This window comes from Streptomyces candidus (assembly GCF_014207445.1).
Classification (GTDB): domain Bacteria; phylum Actinomycetota; class Actinomycetes; order Streptomycetales; family Streptomycetaceae; genus Streptomyces; species Streptomyces candidus.
On the sequence record NZ_JACHEM010000002.1, the window covers coordinates 570,681 to 591,320 of the forward strand.

General features: G+C 73.1%; 22 protein-coding genes. 14 read left to right on the plus strand and 8 right to left on the minus strand.

The features are described 5' to 3' along the window. Positions 1–158: 158 nt before the first annotated feature. The gene (locus tag HNQ79_RS05550) at positions 159–1,109 is read left to right on the plus strand and encodes a cation diffusion facilitator family transporter (protein ID WP_229923190.1); all 951 of its coding nucleotides are present in this window, start codon (positions 159–161) and stop codon (positions 1,107–1,109) included. Here HNQ79_RS05550 and HNQ79_RS05555 read toward each other — a convergent pair. The 3 genes from HNQ79_RS05555 to HNQ79_RS05565 form a co-directional block, all read right to left on the minus strand. After that, positions 1,106–2,626 (minus strand): bifunctional phosphatase PAP2/diacylglycerol kinase family protein, encoded by a 1,521-nt coding sequence (locus tag HNQ79_RS05555; protein ID WP_185027446.1) that lies wholly within the window; start codon positions 2,624–2,626, stop codon positions 1,106–1,108. The genes HNQ79_RS05550 and HNQ79_RS05555 overlap by 4 nt on opposite strands. A 181-nt stretch (positions 2,627–2,807) precedes the next feature. Continuing rightward, on the minus strand, positions 2,808–3,350 hold the full coding sequence (locus HNQ79_RS05560) for a type 1 glutamine amidotransferase domain-containing protein (RefSeq protein WP_185027448.1): 543 nt from the start codon (positions 3,348–3,350) through the stop codon (positions 2,808–2,810). Positions 3,351–3,554: 204 nt separating this feature from the next. Continuing rightward, positions 3,555–3,944, minus strand: coding sequence for a DUF2795 domain-containing protein (locus HNQ79_RS05565; protein WP_185027450.1), 390 nt, complete (start codon positions 3,942–3,944; stop codon positions 3,555–3,557). 396 nt (positions 3,945–4,340) lie between these two features. On the opposite strand from HNQ79_RS05565, the gene HNQ79_RS05570 reads away from it, so the two are divergent. From HNQ79_RS05570 to HNQ79_RS05600, 7 genes are all read left to right on the plus strand, one after another. Next, complete coding sequence (locus tag HNQ79_RS05570; protein ID WP_185027452.1) at positions 4,341–4,484, plus strand: hypothetical protein; 144 nt, start codon at positions 4,341–4,343, stop codon at positions 4,482–4,484. Further along, positions 4,447–4,848, plus strand: coding sequence for a phage holin family protein (locus HNQ79_RS05575; RefSeq protein ID WP_185027454.1), 402 nt, complete (start codon positions 4,447–4,449; stop codon positions 4,846–4,848). Before HNQ79_RS05570 ends, HNQ79_RS05575 begins: the two co-directional genes overlap by 38 nt. Continuing rightward, a complete protein-coding gene (locus tag HNQ79_RS05580; protein ID WP_185027456.1) occupies positions 4,845–5,327 on the plus strand; it encodes a DUF3618 domain-containing protein in 483 nt (160 codons plus the stop codon). The genes HNQ79_RS05575 and HNQ79_RS05580 overlap by 4 nt, the downstream gene beginning before the upstream one ends. 1 nt (position 5,328) lies before the next feature. Beyond that, complete coding sequence (locus tag HNQ79_RS05585; RefSeq protein ID WP_185027458.1) at positions 5,329–5,595, plus strand: DUF4235 domain-containing protein; 267 nt, start codon at positions 5,329–5,331, stop codon at positions 5,593–5,595. A gap of 495 nt (positions 5,596–6,090) precedes the next feature. Continuing rightward, on the plus strand, positions 6,091–6,882 hold the full coding sequence (locus HNQ79_RS05590; protein ID WP_185027460.1) for an RNA polymerase sigma factor SigF: 792 nt from the start codon (positions 6,091–6,093) through the stop codon (positions 6,880–6,882). Positions 6,883–7,207: 325 nt separating this feature from the next. Then, positions 7,208–8,488: an aminotransferase class I/II-fold pyridoxal phosphate-dependent enzyme gene (locus HNQ79_RS05595; RefSeq protein WP_185027462.1), complete on the plus strand. Its 1,281-nt coding sequence runs from the start codon at positions 7,208–7,210 to the stop codon at positions 8,486–8,488. Between the two features lie 60 nt (positions 8,489–8,548). Continuing rightward, positions 8,549–9,607, plus strand: coding sequence for an MBL fold metallo-hydrolase (locus HNQ79_RS05600; protein WP_185027464.1), 1,059 nt, complete (start codon positions 8,549–8,551; stop codon positions 9,605–9,607). Positions 9,608–9,658: 51 nt separating this feature from the next. On the opposite strand, the gene HNQ79_RS05605 is transcribed toward HNQ79_RS05600, so the two are convergent. Both HNQ79_RS05605 and HNQ79_RS05610 read right to left on the minus strand, forming a co-directional pair. After that, the gene (locus tag HNQ79_RS05605) at positions 9,659–10,270 is read right to left on the minus strand and encodes a DedA family protein (protein WP_185027718.1); all 612 of its coding nucleotides are present in this window, start codon (positions 10,268–10,270) and stop codon (positions 9,659–9,661) included. A 68-nt stretch (positions 10,271–10,338) separates the two neighbouring features. Continuing rightward, positions 10,339–11,112: an MBL fold metallo-hydrolase gene (locus HNQ79_RS05610; protein WP_185027466.1), complete on the minus strand. Its 774-nt coding sequence runs from the start codon at positions 11,110–11,112 to the stop codon at positions 10,339–10,341. Between the two features lie 245 nt (positions 11,113–11,357). Here HNQ79_RS05610 and HNQ79_RS05615 point away from each other — a divergent pair, with 245 nt between their 5' ends. The 3 genes from HNQ79_RS05615 (at position 11,358) to HNQ79_RS05625 (ending at position 15,511) form a co-directional block, all read left to right on the plus strand. Continuing rightward, positions 11,358–11,747, plus strand: a complete 390-nt coding sequence (locus tag HNQ79_RS05615) for a hypothetical protein (RefSeq protein ID WP_185027720.1) — start codon at positions 11,358–11,360, stop codon at positions 11,745–11,747. Between the two features lie 159 nt (positions 11,748–11,906). Then, positions 11,907–14,039, plus strand: a complete 2,133-nt coding sequence (locus HNQ79_RS05620) for a phage holin family protein (protein ID WP_185027468.1) — start codon at positions 11,907–11,909, stop codon at positions 14,037–14,039. A gap of 80 nt (positions 14,040–14,119) precedes the next feature. Further along, positions 14,120–15,511 carry an amino acid permease gene (locus tag HNQ79_RS05625; RefSeq protein WP_185027470.1) on the plus strand — a complete coding sequence of 464 codons (1,392 nt, stop codon included), beginning with the start codon at positions 14,120–14,122 and terminating at the stop codon, positions 15,509–15,511. 16 nt (positions 15,512–15,527) lie between these two features. On the opposite strand, the gene HNQ79_RS05630 is transcribed toward HNQ79_RS05625, so the two are convergent. Next, complete coding sequence (locus HNQ79_RS05630; protein WP_185027472.1) at positions 15,528–16,337, minus strand: helix-turn-helix domain-containing protein; 810 nt, start codon at positions 16,335–16,337, stop codon at positions 15,528–15,530. A gap of 40 nt (positions 16,338–16,377) precedes the next feature. Between HNQ79_RS05630 and HNQ79_RS05635 the strand changes: the two genes are divergently transcribed. Next, positions 16,378–16,974: a GNAT family N-acetyltransferase gene (locus tag HNQ79_RS05635; RefSeq protein WP_185027474.1), complete on the plus strand. Its 597-nt coding sequence runs from the start codon at positions 16,378–16,380 to the stop codon at positions 16,972–16,974. Between the two features lie 97 nt (positions 16,975–17,071). Then, positions 17,072–17,377 (plus strand): 4a-hydroxytetrahydrobiopterin dehydratase, encoded by a 306-nt coding sequence (locus tag HNQ79_RS05640; RefSeq protein ID WP_185027476.1) that lies wholly within the window; start codon positions 17,072–17,074, stop codon positions 17,375–17,377. 12 nt (positions 17,378–17,389) lie between these two features. On the opposite strand, the gene HNQ79_RS05645 is transcribed toward HNQ79_RS05640, so the two are convergent. Beyond that, positions 17,390–18,364 (minus strand): LysR family transcriptional regulator, encoded by a 975-nt coding sequence (locus HNQ79_RS05645; RefSeq protein WP_185027478.1) that lies wholly within the window; start codon positions 18,362–18,364, stop codon positions 17,390–17,392. 379 nt (positions 18,365–18,743) lie between these two features. Then, complete coding sequence (locus HNQ79_RS05650) at positions 18,744–19,592, minus strand: NmrA family NAD(P)-binding protein (RefSeq protein ID WP_185027480.1); 849 nt, start codon at positions 19,590–19,592, stop codon at positions 18,744–18,746. A 100-nt stretch (positions 19,593–19,692) separates the two neighbouring features. Between HNQ79_RS05650 and HNQ79_RS05655 the strand changes: the two genes are divergently transcribed. Then, entirely contained in the window at positions 19,693–20,631 is a 939-nt protein-coding gene (locus tag HNQ79_RS05655; protein WP_185027482.1) for an AraC family transcriptional regulator, read from the plus strand. The last annotated feature ends 9 nt before the right edge of the window (positions 20,632–20,640 follow it).

Genomic DNA, 20,640 nt, shown 5'->3' on the forward strand with positions numbered 1-20,640 from the left:
GTTCGGGGGGGGGGGTGGGCCCGCGCCCGGGGCCCCCCGAATCCGTCGCGAGGAGCAGCCCTCCCCACGAACGCGGGGAGGGCTGCGTGCGCGCCCGGGGCCCCCCGAATCCGTCGCGAGGATCCCCGCGAACACTTCCCCCGAAGGACCGAGGTGTTGTGACCAGCCGCTCCGACGACCGGAAAACCCGGATCACCATCCTGGTGGCGCTCGCCGCCAACCTCCTCATCGCCGCCGCCAAGGCTGTCGGCGGCGTGATCGCGTCCTCACCCGCACTGCTCTCCGAAGCCGCGCACTCCGTCGCCGACAGCATCAACGAGGTCTTCCTGCTGGCGGCACTGCGCCGCAGCCGCCGCCCCGCGGACCGCCGGCACCCCTTCGGATACGGCAAGGAACGCTACTTCTGGTCCCTGCTCGCCGCCGTCGGCATCTTCGTGCTCGGCGCGGGCTTCTCCTTCTACCAGGGCATCTCGGCCCTCGGCTCCCCCGCGGCCGGGGAGACCGGCACGGGCTACCTCGCCGGCCTCGTCGTGCTCGGCGTGGCCCTGCTCGCCGAGGGCACCTCGCTGGTGCGCGCGCTGCGGCAGGTCCGCCGGACGCCGGGCAGGAGCCTGGCCCAGGACCCGGCGCTGCGCACCGTCGTCGCGGAGGACGGCACGGCCGTGGTCGGCGTGCTCATCGCGATGACCGGGATGATCCTGCACATGACCACCGGGCACGTCGTCTGGGAGGCGGCGGCGTCCCTGTGCATCGGTCTGCTCCTGGTGTACGTGGCCTACCGGCTCGGCTCCGACGCACGTGCCCAGCTCATCGGCGAGGCGGTCGACCCCGAACTGCGCGACGGCATCCGCGACCTGCTCGACGAGCAGCCGGAGATCGACCGCGTGGCTTCGCTGCTCACGATGCGGCTGGGCCTCGACTCCACGCTGGTGGCGGCACGTATCGACCTCCGGCCCGGCCTGGACAGCGAACGCGTCGAGCTGGTCTCGGAGCGCATCAAGCGGAACATAGGGGAGACCTGGCCCGAGGCGGACCAGGTCTTCCTCGATGTGACGGAGGCGCCGACGGACATGGACGGCGAGGGGGAGCTCGTCCCGCAGCGGCGCTAGAGGCTGTTGCTCAGCGCGATCGGCAGCGGGCGGTACACCGTGAGCGCCTCGTCCGCCTTGTCCACGACGAACGCGGCCGGAGCCGTGGCCACCTCGCCGTCGAACGCGAGCGGCGTGCCCGGCTCGATGCCCGCCACCCGCAGCCGGCGCATCCGCCCCGCCGCGTGGAAGGCGGACCTGCTCAGCGGACCGGCGAGCGCGGCCAGCATCAGCCGCAGCCCGGGCAGCCGGCCCCCGTGCACCACCCGGACGTCCAGCAGCCCGTCCGCGAGGTCGAAGCGGCGGCCCGGCGTGGGGCCCATCCGCTGGTACAGGCCGTTGCCCGCGAACAGCATCCACATCCCGCGCCGCTTGCCGCGCACCTCCGCCTCCAACGGCCGCTCCCCGCGCAGTACTTGGAAGGCGGCCAGTACGCCGGCGGGCCAGCCGCCGATGCGCGGCGACCAGTGCTCGCGGATGCGGACCAGCTCCGGGTAGACGCCGAGGCTGAAGGTGTTGAGGAAGTAGCCGGGGGCGCCGTCCGGGTTCGGGCCCGGGGTGAACCGGCCCAGGTCGACCTTGACCGCGTCCCCGGCCGTCAGCGCACGGCAGGTGTCGTCCACGGTCTCTATGCCGAGGTCGTACGCGAAGTGGTTGAGGGTGCCGCCGGGGAACACGGCGAGCGGAATCCCCGCACGGGCGGCGGCCACGGCCGCCCGGTTGACGGTGCCGTCTCCGCCGCACACGCCGAGCGCACGGGCGCTCTTGACGGCCCGGTCGATTTCGTCGCACAGATCATCGGGTTCCACCTCGCGCACCTCGGCCGCGGGAAGTGCCTCCCGCACCAGGGCAGCCTTGGCCGTGGCGCTGCCGGACGCCTTGTTGACGACGACGACCAGATCCTTGCCGCCGGGCAGCCGGGGCGCCTCGGTGTGAGGGCGACCGGGGGAGGGCAGCTGGTCCCGGGTCGGCACCAGCCCGCGTACCGCGAACGCGGCCCCCACGCCGAGTGCCGCACCGACCGCCACATCGCTGGGGAAGTGCGCGCCCGTGTAGATGCGCGACAGCGCGACCGCGCCCGCCACCGGCGCCACGACCGCACCCCACCCCTTCGACTCCAGCGCGACACCCGTCGCGAAGGCCGCGGCGGACGCCGAGTGCCCCGAAGGGAAGGACGTGGTCACGGGCTGCCGCTTCAGCTGCCGCATCAGCGGGACGGCGTCCAGGACGGGCCGTATGCGGCGTACGGAACGTTTGCCGACGGTGTTGACGGTCGCCGAGGCCAGTGCGAGGGAGGCGACCCCGCGCATCGCGGCCCGCCGCGAGCGGGTGCTCTTGCCGACGGCGACGATTCCGGCCGCGGCACCGAACCACAGCAGCCCGTGGTTCGCGCTCTGGCTCAACCGGGGCAGCACCCGGTCCGCGCCCGGCCAGTGCCGCGAGGCGACGGCGTGGAACACGGCGTGGTCCCGCCTGGACAGCCATTCGGCGACGCGGCGGCCCGGAGAGACGGAAACATGCGAAGTGAGCTCGGACATGGCACCCGGTTACCCGCCCCGCCGCCTCCGAACCGGCTTCGGGGTCGCGTACGAGCCCTGCGGGCGACCGGGGTCTGCCCGCAGGGCTCGTACGGTGTCTCCACTTCCCGCGGCTGCCGTGGCGCGCGCGGGACTCCGCTCGTCCTTCAGGGGGCGCGCTGCGCGAGGACGGGGCTGCCGGTCAGCGTGCGCTCTTCGCGAACTCCGCGGTGAACGTTTCGCAGAACGCCTTCAGGTCGTCCGGCTTGCGGCTGGTGACCAGGGTGTTGGGTCCGCCCGTGCAGACCTTGACCTGCTCGTCCACCCAGGTGCCGCCCGCGTTGGTGATGTCCGTGCGCAGGCTCGGCCACGAGGTGAGGGTGCGGCCCGTCAGTACGTCCGCCTCGACCAGGGTCCAGGGGGCATGGCAGATCGCGGCGACGGGCTTGCCCGCCGCGAAGAAGGCCTTGACGAAGGCGACCGCGTCCGCGTCCATCCGCAGGGCGTCCGGATTGGCCACTCCGCCCGGCAGCACCAGGGCGTCGTACTCCTCGACGGAGGCGTCCTTGACCTCCTGGTCGACGGGGAACGTGTCGCCCTTGTCGAGGTGGTGGAAGCCCTGGACGGTGCCGGAGGCCGTGGAGATCAGCCGGGGGGTGTCCCCGGCGGCGGTGACCGCCTCCCACGGGTCGGTCAGCTCGACCTGTTCGACACCCTCGGGAGCGGTGAGGAATGCGATGCGCATGCCGCGGTTCCTTTCTGCGTGCTGATGCCTGCTGTCTGATTGCCTGTGCTGTCTGAAGGGTTTCTGCGGTGTGCGGTGCCTGAACCCGCGTCCCAGCACATCACCGATGTGCTGGGCCCGCATCAGCTGGTCCGCCCCGGCGAGCGGGACTCCCGGCCACGGTGCCGGGCCACGTGGCGTCCGCCGCCCGCACCGTTGCTCGCCTCAGCGGGACCGGCCGGCTTCCGGTACAGCGGCCACGGCGACCGCCTGGACGTTGTCGAACACGGCGTCCCCGGGCAGTGCGGCCACCACGTCGCAGAGCCGGTCCGGGGCGTGGCCGTGCCGCAGCATCGAGACGACGCCGTCCCGGTCCGCGGGGAACTGCGTACGCCCCAGGTGCCGGGCCAGCTCGAAACGCACCTTCTCGAATTCGCCCTCGGGACCCGGCCGCGGCATCGGGTCCGAGGCGAGTTCCGGGTCGTCGTCCGCGACCGGCTCCGGGTCGTGCCATTCCTCGGTCCTGGTCGGATGACCGGACCGCAGCAGCCCCTCCAGCTCGTGCTTCATCTCGTCGTCCTGACGCCGGCTGACGCGGTCGCTGCCTCGCTGCATGTGTGCATCACTCCATGGTCTGTTCGGGGATGAAAGTCGCCTACCCGACACATGGCAGCCAAACGCCGCCCGCCGGGCCGATCCCAACTTCCACGTCCCTCGCGGGGTTTGGGATGGACGGGGCGGGGGACCCGGACCGCGGCCGAGTGGCCACTGGGATAGGGATGGGCTCCGGGCGCGGACCCGCGCACCGTCAGGGACGGCGGTCGCGGACCCCGCGCCCGGAGTGCTGTGCGGACGTCGGCCCGACCGTGCTCACCCGCCCCGAGCGGCCGCGCCCCACCCTTCCGGGGCGGACGGGGTTTACCGGCGGGCACCCGGGTCACCCGCAGGACACAGGCCCGTACACAACCCGTTGTCGGGGACGCAGAAGGGCCCACAGGGAAGGACGGGGCCATGGCCCTGCTGACCGTGCTGCTACCCGTGTTCATGCTGGGCGTGGTCATCGCGCTCGGCCGTTACGAAGAAGTGCTGCTCATCCCAATGACGGAGGCGAAGGACCGTGAACCAGCCCCAGTCCGCCGAGCCCTCGGCAGCTGACCTGGTGAAACGGGCGACGGAACAGTTCTCCGAGCTCGTACGCGAAGAACTGCGGCTCGCCCGCGCCGAAATGAAGGACAAGGGAAAGAAGGCGGGCATCGGCGGCGGCCTCTACGGCGGCGCCGGAATCACCGCCTTCCTGGCCCTGCAGGCACTGGTCGCCACCGGGATCGCAGCCCTCGCCCTGGTGCTGCCCGTCTGGGCGAGCGGTCTGATCGTCACCGCGATCCTGGCCGCGCTCGCCGCGATACTGGCACTGGCCGGCCGGAAGAAGACCCGCAGCGCGGCACCGCTCGCACCGGAACAGGCCGCGGAGAACGTACGGGCCGACATCCAGGAGATCAAGGAGAGGGCACACCGATGAACGACGACGGCAGCGACCACAAGAATCAGGGAAGCGTCGAACCCGCCGAGGTCGAGGAGGCGCGCAAGGACGTCGCCGAGGCCCGCGAGCGGCTGGGCGAGACCGTCGAGGAACTGGCCGCCAAGGCCGACGTGAAGGCACGCGCCCAGGAGAAGGCGGGCGAGTTCAGGGCGCAGGCCCAGGACAAGGCGGCCGAGGTCAAGGTGCAGGCCCAGGTGAAGGCCGCCGAGGTCAAGGTGCAGGCCCAGGAGAAGGCCGCCGACGCCAAGGTGCAGGCCGAGGTGATCGCGGTGCAGGCACAGGAGAAGGCCGCCGAGGTCAGGACCCACGTCCAGGACAAGGCCGCCGAGGTCGCGGCAGGGTTCCAGCAGTACGCCCCCGAGCAGGTCCGCCGCAGCCCCGTGCCGTTCGCGGTGGGCGTCGGCGCGGCCCTGGTGGTCGCCGCGCTGGTCGTGCGCCGCCGGGGGAGGAGTTGCTGACATGAGCAAGGGCAAGGTGCTCTACAAGCCCCTGGGCATGGCCTTCGGCATGGCGGGCGGTCTGCTCGCGGGCGCCGCGTTCCGCAAGACCTGGAAGCTCGCGACCGGGCAGGACGATGCCCCCGACGGGCTCGACCAGGAGCGCAAGTGGCGGGAGATCCTGCCCGCCGTGGCGGTGGAGGGCGCGATCTTCGCGGTCGTCCGCACCGCCGTGGAGCGCGGCGGCGCGACCGTCGTGCGCCGCATGACCGGCTACTGGCCGGACTGACCCGCCGACCGGACTGACCCGCCGGGCGGACTGACCCGCCGGGCGGACTGACCCGCCGGGCGGGCAGGATCCGCGGTGCGGGACGAGAGAGTGGGGGCGGCCGGGTACCGGCCGCCCCTTGTTGTGTCCGGGCTGCCCGCTGCCGGACCCCGACAGGAACCCCGTCGGGCGCGCCGAGTCCGGCAGCCGGCCCGGAGGGTGCGCGGTGCCTCCGGTCCTGGGACGCGTCATCTCCCCGTGCCCGGCCCGGTCGCTTTTCGGCCGGTCCTCGGCCGGACCCCTACGGGTACCGGATTCGGCGCCCAGGAAACCCGTTTGGCTCCCCGGGACCAGGGCAGGCGGACCCCGTGCTTCGGACAGGAGGCACGTCCGTGGGAGTGGCAGTCGGCACTCCGGGCGTGTCGCGGCCGCATGGCCGACCGGGCGCCGGATCTCGACTCCCTTCGCACGGTGACCGCCCACCTTCTGCACCGTTCGAGGTTTCAGGGAGCACACATGCGTACTCAGTCCGTGGGAAAGCACCCGCACGACGACGCACCCGACACGACGGCCGAGTTCCAGCGGCTCGCCGGCCTGCCCGCCGGCCCCGAGCGCGACCTGTTGAAGCAGGAACTCGTCAACGCCTGGCTGCCGATGGCCGAACGCATCGCGGGCCGGTTCCGCAACCGGGGCGAGGCTCTGGAGGATCTCCGCCAGGTGGCCGCGCTCGGCCTCGTGAAGGCCGTCGACAGGTACGACCCGCAGCACGGGGCGGCCTTCGAGAGCTTCGCCGTTCCCACCATCACCGGTGAGATCAAGCGCCACTTCCGTGACCACATGTGGACCCTGCACGTGCCGCGCCGCGTCCAGGACCTCCGCAACCGGGTGCGCTCCGCCCACCAGGAACTCGCCCAGACGATGGTGGGCCGCGGCCCGACCGTCGCCGAGGTCGCCGCCCAGGCCGGCATGACCGAAGCGGAGGCGCTGTCCGGCCTGGAGGCCCTCGACTCCTTCACCGCGCTCTCCCTGGACGCGGAACTGCCCGGCAGCGAGGACGGTTACTCGCTCATCGACGCGATCGGTGGCCCCGACCCGGCGCTCGACATCGTCATCGACCGCGAAGCGGTGAAGCCGGGCCTGCAACGGCTCCCCGAGCGGGAGCGGAAGATCCTGTACATGCGCTTCTTCCGTGACATGACTCAGAGCAGCATCGCGGAGGACCTGGGGCTCTCCCAGATGCACGTATCCCGGCTGATCAGCAGGTGCTGCACACAGCTACGGGCACAGGCCATGAAGGAAGCGGCCTGATCCGAAGGGTTCCGCCGGCCTGCCGTGCGCGCGCCGCGTGCCGGGCCTGACGGCGCGGGCCCGACCGGCCGCGGCGTGCGGCGGCGTCGGGTCGTACCTCCGGGGAGCACGGGCTCGCCCGTCGGGCAGAGGCATGCACGGGCCAGCAGACCGTTCGGCCCCTTCACTTCCCCATGCCCCCAACCGCCCGGCCGGCCCTTCCCCGTGCGCCCGTGCGCAACCGCGCATATAAAGGGCGTGAGGGCGCCCACCGCTGCACATCCGACCCACGCCCCCCACCCGCCGTACGCCCGCCCCGGAAGAGAAACTCACCCGAGAGGTCACCATGCGGACCCTCCCCGAGGACCACGGCCGAGTCCAGCACGGCCCTCCCGTCCCTTCCCCGGGCCTCCCCGTCCTCCCGGAGCTCGCCGCCCTCTTCGCCGCCGCCGCGTCCCGTACCGAACCCGAACCCCCCGGCGGCGCCCGCGCCCTCCGCGAGGCGGCCGCCGCGCACTGGCGCCGGCAGGGCCTGGACGCGGACCCGCGCCACGTGGTCGCCGCACCGGGCGCACCCCAACTGCTCTTCGCCCTGCTGGCCGCCGCCGAGGGCGACGTTCTGCTGCCGCGGCCGTGTCCGGCGTGGTGGGCGCCCCAGATCCGTCTCCTGGGCAGCGTCCACGACCGCACCCGCTCCGCGTACCACGTGCCCACTCCGGCGGAGTGCGGTGGCGTACCCGACCCGTACGCCCTGCTGGAGACCGTCCGGCGGGTCCGGGTCGAGGGCGGCGACCCCCGGCTGCTCGTGCTGTCCGTCCCCGACGACCCGACCGCCACCGTCGCGCCGCCGGAAGTGGTCCACCAGGTGTGCGAGGCGGCCCTCGCGGAGGGGCTGCAGGTCATCAGCGACGAGACCTGGCGCGGTACCGTCCACCGTGCCACCCCCCACCAGCGCGACCGGCTCGCCCACGGCCCCGCGCCGCATCCCCGCGAGCCGGTGTTCGTCGGCCCGGCCGAGATGTTCCCCGATCGGGTGACCGTCCTGACCGACCTGGCCGGCGCGCACCTGCCCACCGCCTGGCCCGCCGCCGTCGCCCGACTGCCGGACACCGCGCACGGGGAGTCCTGGCGCGCCCGCGCCCTCGACGTGCTCGCCGCGCTCGGGGCGGGGATCGCGGCCCCGGTGGCCGAGGCGGCCGCGTACGCGCTCGGCGACCCCGGGCCCGTGGTGGCCCGCGCACGGGCCGCCGCCGCCCTGCACGCGCGCGTGCAGGGCGGCGTTCACCGCGCCGTGCTCGCCGCGGGCGCCCTGTCGCGCCCGCCGACGGCCGGACGCCACCTGTACGTCGACCTCGACCCGCTGCGGGCAGGTCTCGCCGCCCGTGGCGTGAGTGACGCGATGGAACTGGAGGACCACCTCACCGATCGACTGGCCACTCCCGTCCCCGGCGGGCACCGCTTCGGCGATCCGCTGGGCGCGCTGCGCGTACGCATCGCCACCGCGCCTCTTCTCGGGACAACCCCGCAGCAGCGGATGGAGTCCCTCATGGCACAGGACCCGCTTGAACTGCCGCATGTGGAGCGCATGTTGAACGACCTGGGTGCAGCCTTCGCCGAACTGGGCTGATCCGACAGCCGTGCACGTCCCGCGCGCACGGCTGGGCACGCCACCGAACGGAGCCTCTCGATGACGGAACAGACCGAACTCACCGATCCGCCGGAGCACCCCGGCAGCGGCAGGCCGGGCCTGGTGGAACGATCCCGGTGCACCGTCCGTTCCTCGCTCACCCGCTCCCTCGGAGAGGTCCGCTCCACGCCCTGGCCCCGCACCTTCGCCGACCGCCTCACCGCCCCCCTGCCGGGTGTGAAGGCGCTCGCCCGGCTCGCCCGCGAGGGGGCCGTCCGGCCAGGGCGCGAAGGGCTGCGCGACATCGCCAGGCTCCCCTACGAGCCGGGCCCGCTGCCGGTGGCCGACACCGACACCGTCGCCGTCACCTGGGCCGGGCATGCCAGTTGGGTGGTGCGCATCGGCGGGCTCACCGTGCTCACCGACCCGGTCTGGTCCCGCAAGATCCTCGGAACGCCCGCCCGCGTCACCCCCGTCGGCGTCCGCTGGGAGGATCTGCCTCCCGTCGACGCCGTGGTCATCAGTCACAACCACTACGACCACCTCGACGCCCCGACCCTCAGGAGGCTGCCGCGCGACACGCCCCTGTTCGTCCCGGCCGGTCTCGCGGGCTGGTGCCGCCGCCGCGGCTTCACCCGGGTCACGGAGCTGGACTGGTGGGAGGGTGTCGAGCTCAGGGGCGTACGGCTGGACTTCGTGCCGGCGCACCACTGGAGCAAGCGTTCCCTCACCGACACCTGCCGCACGCTGTGGGGCGGCTGGGTCCTCAGCGACGGACGCGGCCGAAGCGTGTACTTCGCGGGCGACACCGGATACGGCCACTGGTTCCGGGAGATCGGCGACCGCCATCCCGGGCTCGATCTCGCCCTGCTCCCCATCGGGGCGTACGACCCGCGGTGGTGGCTGCGCGACGTCCACATGGACCCGGAGGAAGCGGTACGGGCATGCGCGGACGTCGGCGCGCGGAACATGGCCCCCATGCACTGGGGCACCTTCGTGCTCTCCGCCGAACCGGTGCTCGAACCGCTCACCCGCGTCCGCGCGGCCTGGGCGGAGACGGGCCGCCCGCGCGAGGAGCTCTGGGACCTGCCGGTGGGCTCCTCCCGCGTCCTCACATAGGACCGTGCACCGAGGACCGCCTATGTGCGTGCGGAGAACCGTGGATGCGCGTCAGCCCGTGGCCCCGCGCACCCGCCGCCACAGCGCCGGTGCGCCGCTGATCAGCAGCGTCACCGCGATCGCCGCCGCCACCCCCTGCCACGGCCGGGCGAACAGGGCGCCGCCCAGGACACCGACGAGCTGGTACGCGGCCGCCCAGGCCAGGGCCGCCGGCACGTCACCCCGGGCGAACCGGCGGATCGGCATCTTCGCCAGCAGGCACGCCAGCATCACCGGTATCCGTCCCGCCGGAACGAGCCGCGACAGCGTCAGCACCTGCGACCGGTGCTCCTCCAACTTGCGCCGGGCCTGTTCCAGCCGGTGCTGCGGCGCCCGCTTGCGCAGCGCGTCCAGCCACTTCGACCCGTTCTTGGAACGCACCCCGCGCACCCCGAGCCAGTACAGCGTCAGGTCGCCCACGAAGGCAGCGAGCGCCGCGACCAGGAAGACCAGCAGCAGCGACAACGCCGGCACGCTCTGGTGCAGCGCGACCACCGCCGCCGTGCTCACCAGCGCCCCTGTCGGCACCACCGGCACCAGCGCTCCCAGCACCACCAGTGCGAAGAGCGCCGGATAGCCCACCACCTGCTGCGTCGCCTCCGGGGGAACCGCCACCGCCCGCACGGCATCGTCGAACCACTGCCCGCCGAACCACCGCCCGGACAGCGGGTGCCCCGCCGCCCACTGCCCGGTCACGCGGGGCCCTCCGTCCGCACGCTCTCGCCGTGCTCCAGCCGGTGCACCGCCACCCCGGGCGCCAGTACGGCAGCCCGGCGCACGAACTCGATCCCCGGTGTGTGGAACTCGTGCGGCCTCACCCCGTCCAGCCCGATCGGCCAGTACGTCCCGTAATGGATCGGCACCCCGTGCCGCGGCTCCAGCGCGGCCAGCGCCTGTGCGGCCCGGCCCGCGTCCAGGTGCCCGGCCCCCAGATTCGGCCCCCACCCGCCCACCGGCAGCAGCGCCGTGTCCACCGGACCGACCGCCTCCGCCATGCCGTCGTACAGCCCGGTGTCCCCGGCGAAATAGGTGGTGGACGCGCCTTCGACGACGTACCCCAACGCGGGGCAGCGGTGCGGGCCCAGCGGCAGCCGCCGCCCGTCGTGCTCCGCGTGCACCGCCCGCACGGACAGCGCACCGACCCGTATGCGCTCGCCCGGAGCCACCTCGGCGGTACGGAACCGGCGCAGCCCCGGCACCTGGCGCACCGCGCCCCGCGGCACGACCACGAGCGTGCCGGGAGCCAGCCGGGCGAGCGAGGGAAGATGCAGGTGGTCGGAGTGCAGATGGGAGACCAGCACGGCGTCGGCGTGCGCCGCCCGTGCCGTGGGCAGGGCGCCCCGCCGTCGCCGCAGGTGGGCGAAGCGCCGCACGAAGAGCGGATCGGTCAGCAGCCGCACCCCCGAGTCCTCGACCGTGCAGGTGGCATGACCCCACCACGTGACGACGGTGCCTGCGCTGTTCACGGGGTACGGGCTCCTTCCGGGACGTCCGGCCCACCCTACGGCGCACCGCGCGCCCCGTGCGCACGCCTCCTCGCGGCGGGGGAGGGCGGAGTAGGGTCGTGCGGTGACAGCGGCGAAGGGGACGGGTCATGGACGGCGTAGGGGCGGCGAACGCACAAGGCGGCGCCCAGGGCGACGCTCGGGGTGAAACACCGGACGGCGCGGGGAGCCACGAGTTACCGGACCGGGCGCGGGGCGACGTACGCGTGGCCGTCATCGCCAGCTTCACGCCGCTCGAAGAACTCGACGGCGATCCCTTCCTCGTGGACACCCGCAGCCAGTACGCGATGTGCGCCCGCTGGGCCGCCGACAAGGGGTACGTCGTCAGCCGTCAGCTCGTCCTGCACCAACTGCCTCCCGACCACCACGCCCTGTGGGCGGACGTCGAGGCCGGGCACGTGGACTTCTTCGTGACCCCCAACGAACGCGTCCTGGCACGCGCCCTCGCCTCCCCCGTCGACTTCTCCGCCCAGTGCGAGAGGCGCGGCGTACGCCTGGAGACCGCCGGGCTGGACGAGCCGGTGTACAGCGCTTCGATGAAGGCCGGGGTCCACCGGCGGCTCTCCATGCCGACAGCCGGATACGACGGCTGCTGATCCGGTTCGTCCAGCGCTCCGCGCCCCTGTGTCAGGCTTTGGTCGAAAGCCGGGGAGCCGGAAAACGGCACGGAGAGCGGCACGAGCAGCGGCACGCGCGGCGGTGACGTGCGCGGCACGACCGGTGACGCGGCCAGGGACAGAGGCGGGTACGACGTGGTGGGCGAGAGACGAGTGCGCAGAGCGGGCGGCACCCTGCTGCGGGTGATCACCGTCTGGGCGGTGTCCACCCTCACCATGCTCGCCCTCGCCGGCATCCTCCCCGACTTCCAGCTCCAGCGCGACAACGACGAGAGCCTCACCGACGTCGCCCTCACCGCGGTCTGGGCGGCCGGCGCCTTCGGTCTGCTGTCCGCGCTGGTCTGGCCGATCGCCGTACGCGCGCTGCTCCTCGTCCCCGCACTCGTCCTCGGCCTGCTGGTCTTCTTCCTCAACGGCTCGCTGCTGCTCGTCGCGCTCAGCCTCCTCCCCGACGGCAGCGGCGAGGCCGACCCGCGGACCGCCGTGGTCGTCGCCGCCGTGATGTCGGCCGTCGCCTCCGCCACGTCCACCGCCTTCGCGGTGCGCGACGACGAGGCCTACCGCCGCAGGCTCTCCCGGCTCGCCCAGCGCCGCCGCGGCGGACGCCGCGACGAGGCCCGGCACGGCATGCCCGGCACCCTGTTCCTCCAGCTCGACGGCCTCGGCCACGACACCCTGTGCCACGCCCTCGGCAAAGGCCTGCTGCCCACCGTCGCCGCCCTGCTCGACGGCGAGCACCCCAGCCACCGGCTCGCCCCCTGGCACACCGACTGGTCCAGCCAGACCGGTGCCAGCCAGCTCGGCATCCTGCACGGCTCCAACCACGACGTGCCGGCCTTCCGCTGGTACGAGAAGGACAGCGGCCGGACCATGGTGTGCTCCAGCCCGGCCAGCACCGCCGAGCTCCAGCACCGCGCCATAGAGCGCACCGGTGACGGAGGCCTCCTCACCTTCGACGGTGCGAGTCGCGGCAACCTCTTCTCCGGCGGCGCCGACCAGCTCGCTCTGGTGCTGTCCATCGCCGCCCGCCGCGGCCCCAGCAACCGCTCGCGCGCCGGGTACTTCGCGTACTTCTCCGACCCCGCCAACGCCGTCCGCACCGCCCTCTCCTTCGTCGCCGAGGTCGTCCGGGAGATCCACTCCTCCACCCGCTCCCGGCTCCGCAAGGAGACCCCGCGCGTCGGCCGCGGCGGCTTCTACCCCTTCATCCGCGCGTTCGCGACCGTCGTCGAACGGGACGTCGTGGTCGCCGCCGTCATGGGGGACATGCTCGCCGGACGCACCGCGATCTACGCCGACCTCGTCGCGTACGACGAGGTCGCCCACCACTCGGGCCCGCGCAGCCGGGACGCCGAGCGGGTCCTCGGGCGCCTCGACCGCTCGGTCGCCCTGATGGCCGAGGTCGCCGCACACGCCCCGCGCGCCTACCGCGTCGTCCTGCTCTCCGACCACGGGCAGAGCCCCGGCGAGACCTTCGAGGGACGCTACGGGCTGACCCTGCGCGACTACGTCCGCGCCAGCTGCGGCCTGCCCGTCCCGCGCCGCGCCCAGCACAGCAAGTCCGGCTCGGAGGCCCGTGACGTCGTCCGCACCGCACTCCACCGGCCCGTCGCCGGTACGGAGGACGACCTGTCGCCCTCCACCGCACCGGCCACCGACCCGATCGTCCTCGCCTCCGGCAACCTCGGCCTGATCAGCTTCCCCGACCTGCCGGGACGCGCCACCCGCGAAGAGATCGACCGCCGCCACCCCGCCCTGCTGCGCGTGCTCGCCGGGCACCCCGGGATCGGGTTCCTGCTGGTGCGCAGCGAGGAGTACGGGGCGGTGCTGCTCGGCGCGGGCGGCGCGGAGATTCCCCTGCCGGAACTCCACGACGGCGAGGGCCCGTTGAAACCCTTCGGCAAGGGTGCCGCCGATGCGATCCGGCGCACCGACGGCTTCCCGCACACCGCCGACATCATGGTCAACTCGGCGTACGACCCCGCGACCGGTGAGGTGCACGCCTTCGAGGAGCAGATCGGTTCGCACGGCGGTCTCGGCGGCGAACAGTCCCGCCCCTTCCTGCTGTGGCCCGTCACCCTGTCCGATCCGGTGCCCGAGGGGGAGGACATCGTCGGCGCGGAACGCGTTCACCAGGTCTTCCGCCGCTGGCTGCGGGAGTGCCAGGGCCCGCAGGTGCCACTGGGACCCGCGCAGATTTCCCTGCCCACCGACCGGCCCGAAGGAGGTTTTCCCGCCGCAGACCGCGCCGTACAGGATGAAAACGCTTGATTTTGTGCATGCTTCCCCGTACCCGACCATGGCTGTCGCCCGGCGACCCTGGGCACTTCGTACGGCGAGAGGCACCACCCATGCACGACACCGGAACCGCTCCCCAGCCGGATCCGGCCGACACCGCCGAAGGGCAGGGCAAGCACGCGCGGCGCTTCGGCCTGCCGGCCGCCACGGCCCTGGTGATGGGCAACATCATCGGCGGCGGGATCTTCCTGCTGCCCGCCTCCGTCGCCCCCTTCGGCACCATCAGCCTCGTCGCCTTCGGCGTCTTGACCCTGGGCGCGATCTGCCTCGCCCTGGTCTTCGGCAAGCTTGCGAACCAGCACCCCAGGACGGGCGGCCCGTACGTCTACGCCCGTGAGGCCTTCGGTGACTTCGCCGGATTTCTCGCCGCCTGGAGCTACTGGATCACCGCCTGGGTCTCGAACGCCGCGCTCGCCGTGGCCGCCGTCGGCTACCTGGACGTCCTGATCCCGCTCGGCGACTCCAGGTACGCGATGATGCTCGCCGCGCTGGTCATCCAATGGCTGCCCGCCGCCGCGAACCTCGCGGGCACCCGCTACGTGGGCGCGGTCCAGGTCGTCGCCACCGTCCTGAAGTTCGCCCCGCTCCTGCTGGTCGCCCTCGGCGGCCTGTTCACCTTCGAGGCCGGCAACATGGGCCCCTTCCAGGCGTCCGGCAGCGGACCCGTCGGCGCCATCTCCGCCTCCGCCGCGATCCTGCTGTTCAGCTACCTGGGCGTCGAGTCCGCCGCCGTCAGCGCGGGCGAGGTCCGCAACCCGCGCCGCAACGTCGGCCGCGCCACCATCCTCGGCACCCTGGGCGCCGCGTTCGTCTACCTCCTGGGGACCCTGTCGGTCTTCGGCAACGTCCCGCACGACCGGCTGGTGGACTCCGGGGCGCCCTTCTCCGACGCCGTGAACCACATGTTCGGCGGCACCTGGGGCGGCACCCTCGTCGCCTGCGCCGCCGTGATCTCCATCCTCGGCGCCCTCAACGGCTGGACGCTGCTCAGTGCCCAGACCCCGTATGCCGCCGCCAGGGACGGCCTGTTCCCGGCCGTCTTCGCCACCAAGCGACGCGGCGTGCCGACGGTGGGAGTGCTCGTCACCGTCGTCCTCGCCTCGCTGCTGACGGTCTACAACTACACGGCCGGCTCGCAGGGCGTCTTCGAGATCCTGGTCCTGGTCACCACCTTCACGGCCACCGTGCCCTACCTCCTGGCCACCGCGGCCCAGCTGTACTTCCTCTTCTCCGGGCAGTCCGCGCGCGTCGACCGGGGCCGCCTGGTCCGCGACGGCGTCCTCACCGCCCTGGCCGCGGCCTTCTCGATGTGGCTGGTCGCCGGTTCCGGCTACGCGGCCGTCTACCAGGGCGTGCTGTTCCTCTTCACCGGCGTCCTCGTGTACGCCTGCATGGCCGCCCACAAGAAGGGCGCGGCCTTGCGGGAACAGCACGCGACGGAGTGAAAGGAACGCCGACCGCTCACGCGTCGGCCCGTTCGCGCAGAAACGCCACGGTGGCCCGGTCCGCCGGGAGCAACGTCTCGATGGCCAGCTCGGCGACGGTGATGTCCATCGGAGTGTTGAAGGTCGAGATCGACGACACGAACGACAGCACCTGCCCGGCGTGCTCGATCCGCAGCGGCAGCGCGAAATGGGCGGTCGGTGGTGCGGCGGGCGGCTCCGCCCCCTCGGGGGCGGGAGGCATCGGATACGCCGCCACCTCGTCGTACAGCGCCCGCAGCGGCGCCGACCTGGCCAGGGCTATCTGACGTTCCATCTGGTGCAGCAGGTGCCCGCGCCATTCGGGCAGGTTGCGGATGCGCGGGGCGAGGCCCTCGGGGTGCAGGGTCAGGCGGATCGCGTTCAGCGGGGACGCAAGGAGGTGGCCCGCAACGCCGTCGAGGAGCATCCCGATGCCGCTGTTGGCGGCGACGACCCCGTACGTTCCGTCGACGACCAGCGCCGGATAGGGCTCGTAGCCCTTGAGGAGCTGGTCGATGCCGGCGCGCAGGGCGCCCATGGCGGGGTCGTCGAGCGGGGTTTCCCGGTACTGAGGTGCGTAACCGGCGGCCAGCAGGAGGTCGTTGCGCTCGCGCACCGGAACGTCCAGGTGCTCGGCGAGCTTCAGCACCATGTCGGCGCTGGGCCGGGAGCGGCCCGTCTCGATGAAACTGATGTGCCGGGCGGAGGAGTCGGCGCGCAGCGCGAGTTCCAGCTGACTCAGCCGCCGGGTCTCGCGCCAGTGGCGCAGCATCGCGCCAACCCGCTTCTCGGTGAGGGTCGTTGTCATACGACGAAAGTAGCCGCAGCCGCCGTGCCACGATGGGCGGATGATCAACGACATACCTGACGTGGTGCCCGCCGGACGGATGCGGGACATGGTGCAGCCGGTGCTGGCGCTGCCGGGCGGCCTGGAGCTGCGCCCGTGGCGGACGGCGGACGCCCCGCGGCTCGTGGAGGCCCGCCGGGATCCGCAGATCCGGCAGTGGAACCGCCCGGCCCCGCTGTCGGTCGCCGAGGAGGAGCAGCGGATCGGGAAGTGGGCCCGGCGCTGGCGGGACGAGGCGGCGGGAATCTGGGCGGTCGCGGAGCCCGGGGGAGGGGAGGCGGTGGGACTGGTGGGCCTCGGGGACGTGCAGCTGCGGCACGGGAGCGGCGAGATCCTCTACTGGCTGCTGCCCGCCGCCCGCGGCCGGGGCATCGCCGTCGAGGCGGCGGTCCGGCTGACCGGCTGGGCGCTGGACGACCTCGGCCTGCACCGGGTGCGGCTGACCCACTCCACGGCCAACCCGGCGTCCTGCCGGGTCGCCGAAAAGGCCGGCTTCGCGTACGAGGGAACCATGCGCAGTGCCCTGCTGCACGCGGACGGCTGGCACGACGAGCACCTGCACGCACGGGTGCAGGGAGATGCGCTGCCCGCGGTCTGAGTGACCGGGGGCAGTTGGTGGCAGGCTGTTCCCGACAGGTGACGTGTCCTGTTCCCCCACAGGTGACGCGTCGGACCGTACGGAAGGGAGTACAGCCATGGCCCCTGAGCCGCTGTCGCAGAAAGAGATCGAGGACCGGCTCCGCGAACTCCCCGGCTGGTCGCTCCAGGACGACAGGATCGCCCGTACCTACCGGCTCGGCTCGCACTTCGCGGCGGCCGCCATGGTCGTCCACGTGGCCGCCGTCCAGGAGGAGCTCGACCACCACTCGGACCTCGCGCTCGGGTACCGCACCCTCGACCTGTCCGTGCACACGCACAGTGTCGGCGGCGCGGTCACCGAGCTGGACTTCGAACTGGCCCGCCGCGTCGAGGACATCGCCTCGGGGCACGGCGCGCACTGACGCGCGGCGGGGTCAGCGCGCCCCGGCCCCCGCGCCGAAGCCGGGGCGGGGAGCCGCGGCGAGCCACCGCGCGTAGGACTCGCTCCGGGCGACCGCCTCACCGTACGCGGCGGCCGTGTACCCGGCGACCTCCCGCGCGGCCTCCGCGGCGGGCGCAGCCGGATGCCAGCCCAGCAGATGCCGCCAGGTCAGCGGGGCCCCGGCCAGCGGTCTCGTCACGATCCCCGGGGCCGGCGGGAACGTCGCCCGGCACAGGCCCACCGCCCGTCCCACCTGCACCAGATGGACGCAGGACGCGGTGTCCGTCTCGTACACCTGCGTCGGGGCGAACCCGGCCCGTGCGCACGCCGCGGTGAAACAGTCCCCGAAGCAGCCCTCGCCCGGCACGTCGGTCCAGCACTCCGCGGACAGCCGGGACAGCTCCAACTCCTCCTCGTCCGCCAGTGGATGGTTCTGCGGCAGCATCACGAACACCGGATCCACCCCGACCGCCTCCCAGCTCAGCCGGTCCGTCGCGGGCGGACGGCTCTCGCCGCAGGTGCCGATCAGGGCGTAGTCGAGGCGTCCCTCGATCAGCATGGTGCTGATCTCGGTGACCGACCAGGTGGTGTGCGTCGTGACCGGTACGGCAGGACGGGCCGTGGCCAACTGGTCCACCAGGCCGCCGAGCAGCGGTCCGTGCGTCGCCCCCAGCCGGAACCGGTCGAGGTGTGCCCAGGTATTGGCGAAACGGACGGCGTCCTCCTGCAGTTCCCGCACCGCGGGGAGCAGGACGCGGGCCCGGTCCAGTACCAGTTCGCCCAGCGGGGTCGGCCGGGACCCCGTGTGGTCGCGGTCGAACAACGGTCCGCCCAGGGCGCGTTCGATCCGACGCAGCTGAGTGCTGAGCGCGGGCTGTGCGAGTCCGAGCGCGGCGGCGGCCTTGGTGAGGCTTCCGGCGTCGGCGATGGCCCGTACGGTCCGCAGGTGGCGCAACTCCAGGTCCATATCAGCAAGTTATGGGGAGTGGTTACGCCCGGCAATACGCGTGCGCGAGTTATGTGCGGGACGGACGAGGAAAGGGTGACGGAAGTGGCCAAAGTGACGATGGGGGGTGCGCCGAGGACGGAAGCCGACCTGCGAGGCCCGCGTGGCCGGGGCCGGGCCAGAAGGGCGGAGCCCGCCGTACGGGATTCCGCCCGTACTCGACTCCGCGCCTCTTCCTCGCCGAGGCCGGACCAACAGGGCGGCGCCTGCCGCGCGAGGACCCGGCCGGCACCCCGACCCGCCCGCGTACCCGACCCGATTCGCCCCCAGACCCCGATTCGCCCCCAGACCTCGATTCGCCCACGGAGCCCGACGGTGTCGTCTCCACGCCCGGGGCCGGTCAGGACGCCGGGCCTGCCCACACCTCCTCCGCGAACGTCCGGAAGTCGCGGGCCTCCCGTCCCAGTACCGTGCGCACCCCGTCCGTCGTCGTCGCGTTGTGGCCGTCCAGCAGGGTCCCGAAGAGGTCCGCCAGCCACTGCGCCTCGGCCTCCGGCAGCCCGAAGCCCTGCAGTGCGGAGGCGTACTGCTCCACCGTCACCGGCACGTACCGCACCTCCCGGCCCGCCGCCCGGCCGATCTCCGCGGCCACCTCCGCGAAGGTGAGGAGCCGCGGACCCGTCACGTCGTAGACCTCGCCCCCGTGCCCCGGCTCCGTCAGCGTCGCCACGACCACATCCGCCAGGTCGTCCGCGTCCACCCACGGCTCGGCCGTGTCCCCGGCCGGGAAGGCGATCTCGCCGGCGGCGACGCCTTCGCCCATCGCGCCCTCGCTGAAGTTCTGCGCGAAGAACGCCGCCCGTACGACCGTCATGCCCGCGGGTGAGCCCCACGCCTCGCGCAGCGCGGACTCCGCTTCCACAGCCTCCGGTTCACCCCGTCCCGAGAGCAGGACCAGCCGCGTCAGGCCCTGCTCCCGCGCCGTCCGCCCGAAGGTGCGCATCGCGTCCACCGCGCCGGGCGCCGCCAGGTCCGGGTAGTACGTCACGTACGCGGCGTCCGCGCCGGCCAGCGCCGGGCCCCAGCTCCCCTCGTCCTCCCAGTCGAACCGGACCTCGCCCTTGCGGGACCCGGCCCGGACGTCGACGCCGTGCGCCGCCAGCCGCTCCGCCACCCGTCGCCCGGTCTTGCCCGAGGCCGCCGTCACCAGCACCGTGTTGTTCTGCTCCGTGTTCTCGTTCGTTGTCATGGCTCAAGCTTCGTCCGGCGCGAGTGGACGGAACATGCTCCACAGGCTCACTTGCCTACGCGTGCGTCCAACTTCTCGCCGCACGGCTAGGGTTCCGGTCATGGACGCTCTTGCCGGGCTTCTCGACGGGCCCCGTGCCCGCGGTGCCTTCCTCCTGCGGGCCGTGCTCGACCCGCCCTGGTCGATACGCATCGAGGACCGGGCCCCGCTCACCCTCATGTGCATGACCCGCTCGACCGCGTGGGTCATGCCGGAGAGCGGCGACGCCGTTCTGCTGCGGCCGGGAGACCTCGCTGTGGCGCGCGGCCCCGACCCGTACGTCTGCGCCGACACCCCTTCCAGCCCCGTCCGGGCCAGGATCGGACCCGGCGGGGTGTGCCGTACGCAGTTCGGCACGCCGCTCGCCGAGTCCATGCAACTCGGGGTGCGGACCTGGGGGGACCGCGTCGACGGCGAGGCCGTGATGCTGATCGGGACGTATCAGCTGGGCGGAGAGGTCGGGCAGCGGCTGCTCGATGCCCTGCCGCCTCTCGCGTACCTGCCTTCCGAGAGGTGGAACTGCCCGCTGCTGCCCGTACTGGAGGACGAGATCAGCCGGGACGAGCCAGGGCAGAGCGTGTACCTGGACCGGTTGCTGGATCTGTTGCTGATCGCTTCGCTGCGGGCGTGGTTCTCGCGGCCGGAGGCCGAGGCACCCGCCTGGTACCGGGCGATGGGCGATCCGGTGGTGGGCCGGGCGCTCCGGCTGATGCAGAACGAGCCCGCCCGCCCCTGGACCGTCGCCTCCCTCGCCGCGGAGACCGGTGTGTCCAGGGCCGGACTCGCGCGCCGGTTCAGCGAGTTGGTGGGCGAGCCGCCGATGTCGTACCTCACCGGATGGCGGCTGACGCTCGCCGCTGACCTGCTGCGCGGCTCCGACGCGACGGTGGAGTCGGTGGCGAGGAAGGTCGGCTACAGCGGCTCGTTCGCGCTGAGCGCCGCCTTCAAGCGCGTGCGCGGCGTCAGCCCGCAGGAGCACCGGAGGGCTGCCGCGGGCTGACGCCGCGCA

Coding starts and splice junctions, on each gene's coding strand:
- HNQ79_RS05555 (WP_185027446.1), bottom strand. CDS start 2,626: ATGTCCGAGCTCACTTCGCATGTTTCCGTCTCTCCGGGCCGCCGCGTC.
- HNQ79_RS05560 (WP_185027448.1), bottom strand. CDS start 3,350: ATGCGCATCGCATTCCTCACCGCTCCCGAGGGTGTCGAACAGGTCGAG.
- HNQ79_RS05565 (WP_185027450.1), bottom strand. CDS start 3,944: ATGCAGCGAGGCAGCGACCGCGTCAGCCGGCGTCAGGACGACGAGATG.
- HNQ79_RS05570 (WP_185027452.1), top strand. CDS start 4,341: ATGGCCCTGCTGACCGTGCTGCTACCCGTGTTCATGCTGGGCGTGGTC.
- HNQ79_RS05580 (WP_185027456.1), top strand. CDS start 4,845: ATGAACGACGACGGCAGCGACCACAAGAATCAGGGAAGCGTCGAACCC.
- HNQ79_RS05585 (WP_185027458.1), top strand. CDS start 5,329: ATGAGCAAGGGCAAGGTGCTCTACAAGCCCCTGGGCATGGCCTTCGGC.
- HNQ79_RS05590 (WP_185027460.1), top strand. CDS start 6,091: ATGCGTACTCAGTCCGTGGGAAAGCACCCGCACGACGACGCACCCGAC.
- HNQ79_RS05595 (WP_185027462.1), top strand. CDS start 7,208: ATGCGGACCCTCCCCGAGGACCACGGCCGAGTCCAGCACGGCCCTCCC.
- HNQ79_RS05600 (WP_185027464.1), top strand. CDS start 8,549: ATGACGGAACAGACCGAACTCACCGATCCGCCGGAGCACCCCGGCAGC.
- HNQ79_RS05625 (WP_185027470.1), top strand. CDS start 14,120: ATGCACGACACCGGAACCGCTCCCCAGCCGGATCCGGCCGACACCGCC.
- HNQ79_RS05630 (WP_185027472.1), bottom strand. CDS start 16,337: ATGACAACGACCCTCACCGAGAAGCGGGTTGGCGCGATGCTGCGCCAC.
- HNQ79_RS05635 (WP_185027474.1), top strand. CDS start 16,378: ATGATCAACGACATACCTGACGTGGTGCCCGCCGGACGGATGCGGGAC.
- HNQ79_RS05640 (WP_185027476.1), top strand. CDS start 17,072: ATGGCCCCTGAGCCGCTGTCGCAGAAAGAGATCGAGGACCGGCTCCGC.
- HNQ79_RS05645 (WP_185027478.1), bottom strand. CDS start 18,364: ATGGACCTGGAGTTGCGCCACCTGCGGACCGTACGGGCCATCGCCGAC.
- HNQ79_RS05650 (WP_185027480.1), bottom strand. CDS start 19,592: ATGACAACGAACGAGAACACGGAGCAGAACAACACGGTGCTGGTGACG.
- HNQ79_RS05655 (WP_185027482.1), top strand. CDS start 19,693: ATGGACGCTCTTGCCGGGCTTCTCGACGGGCCCCGTGCCCGCGGTGCC.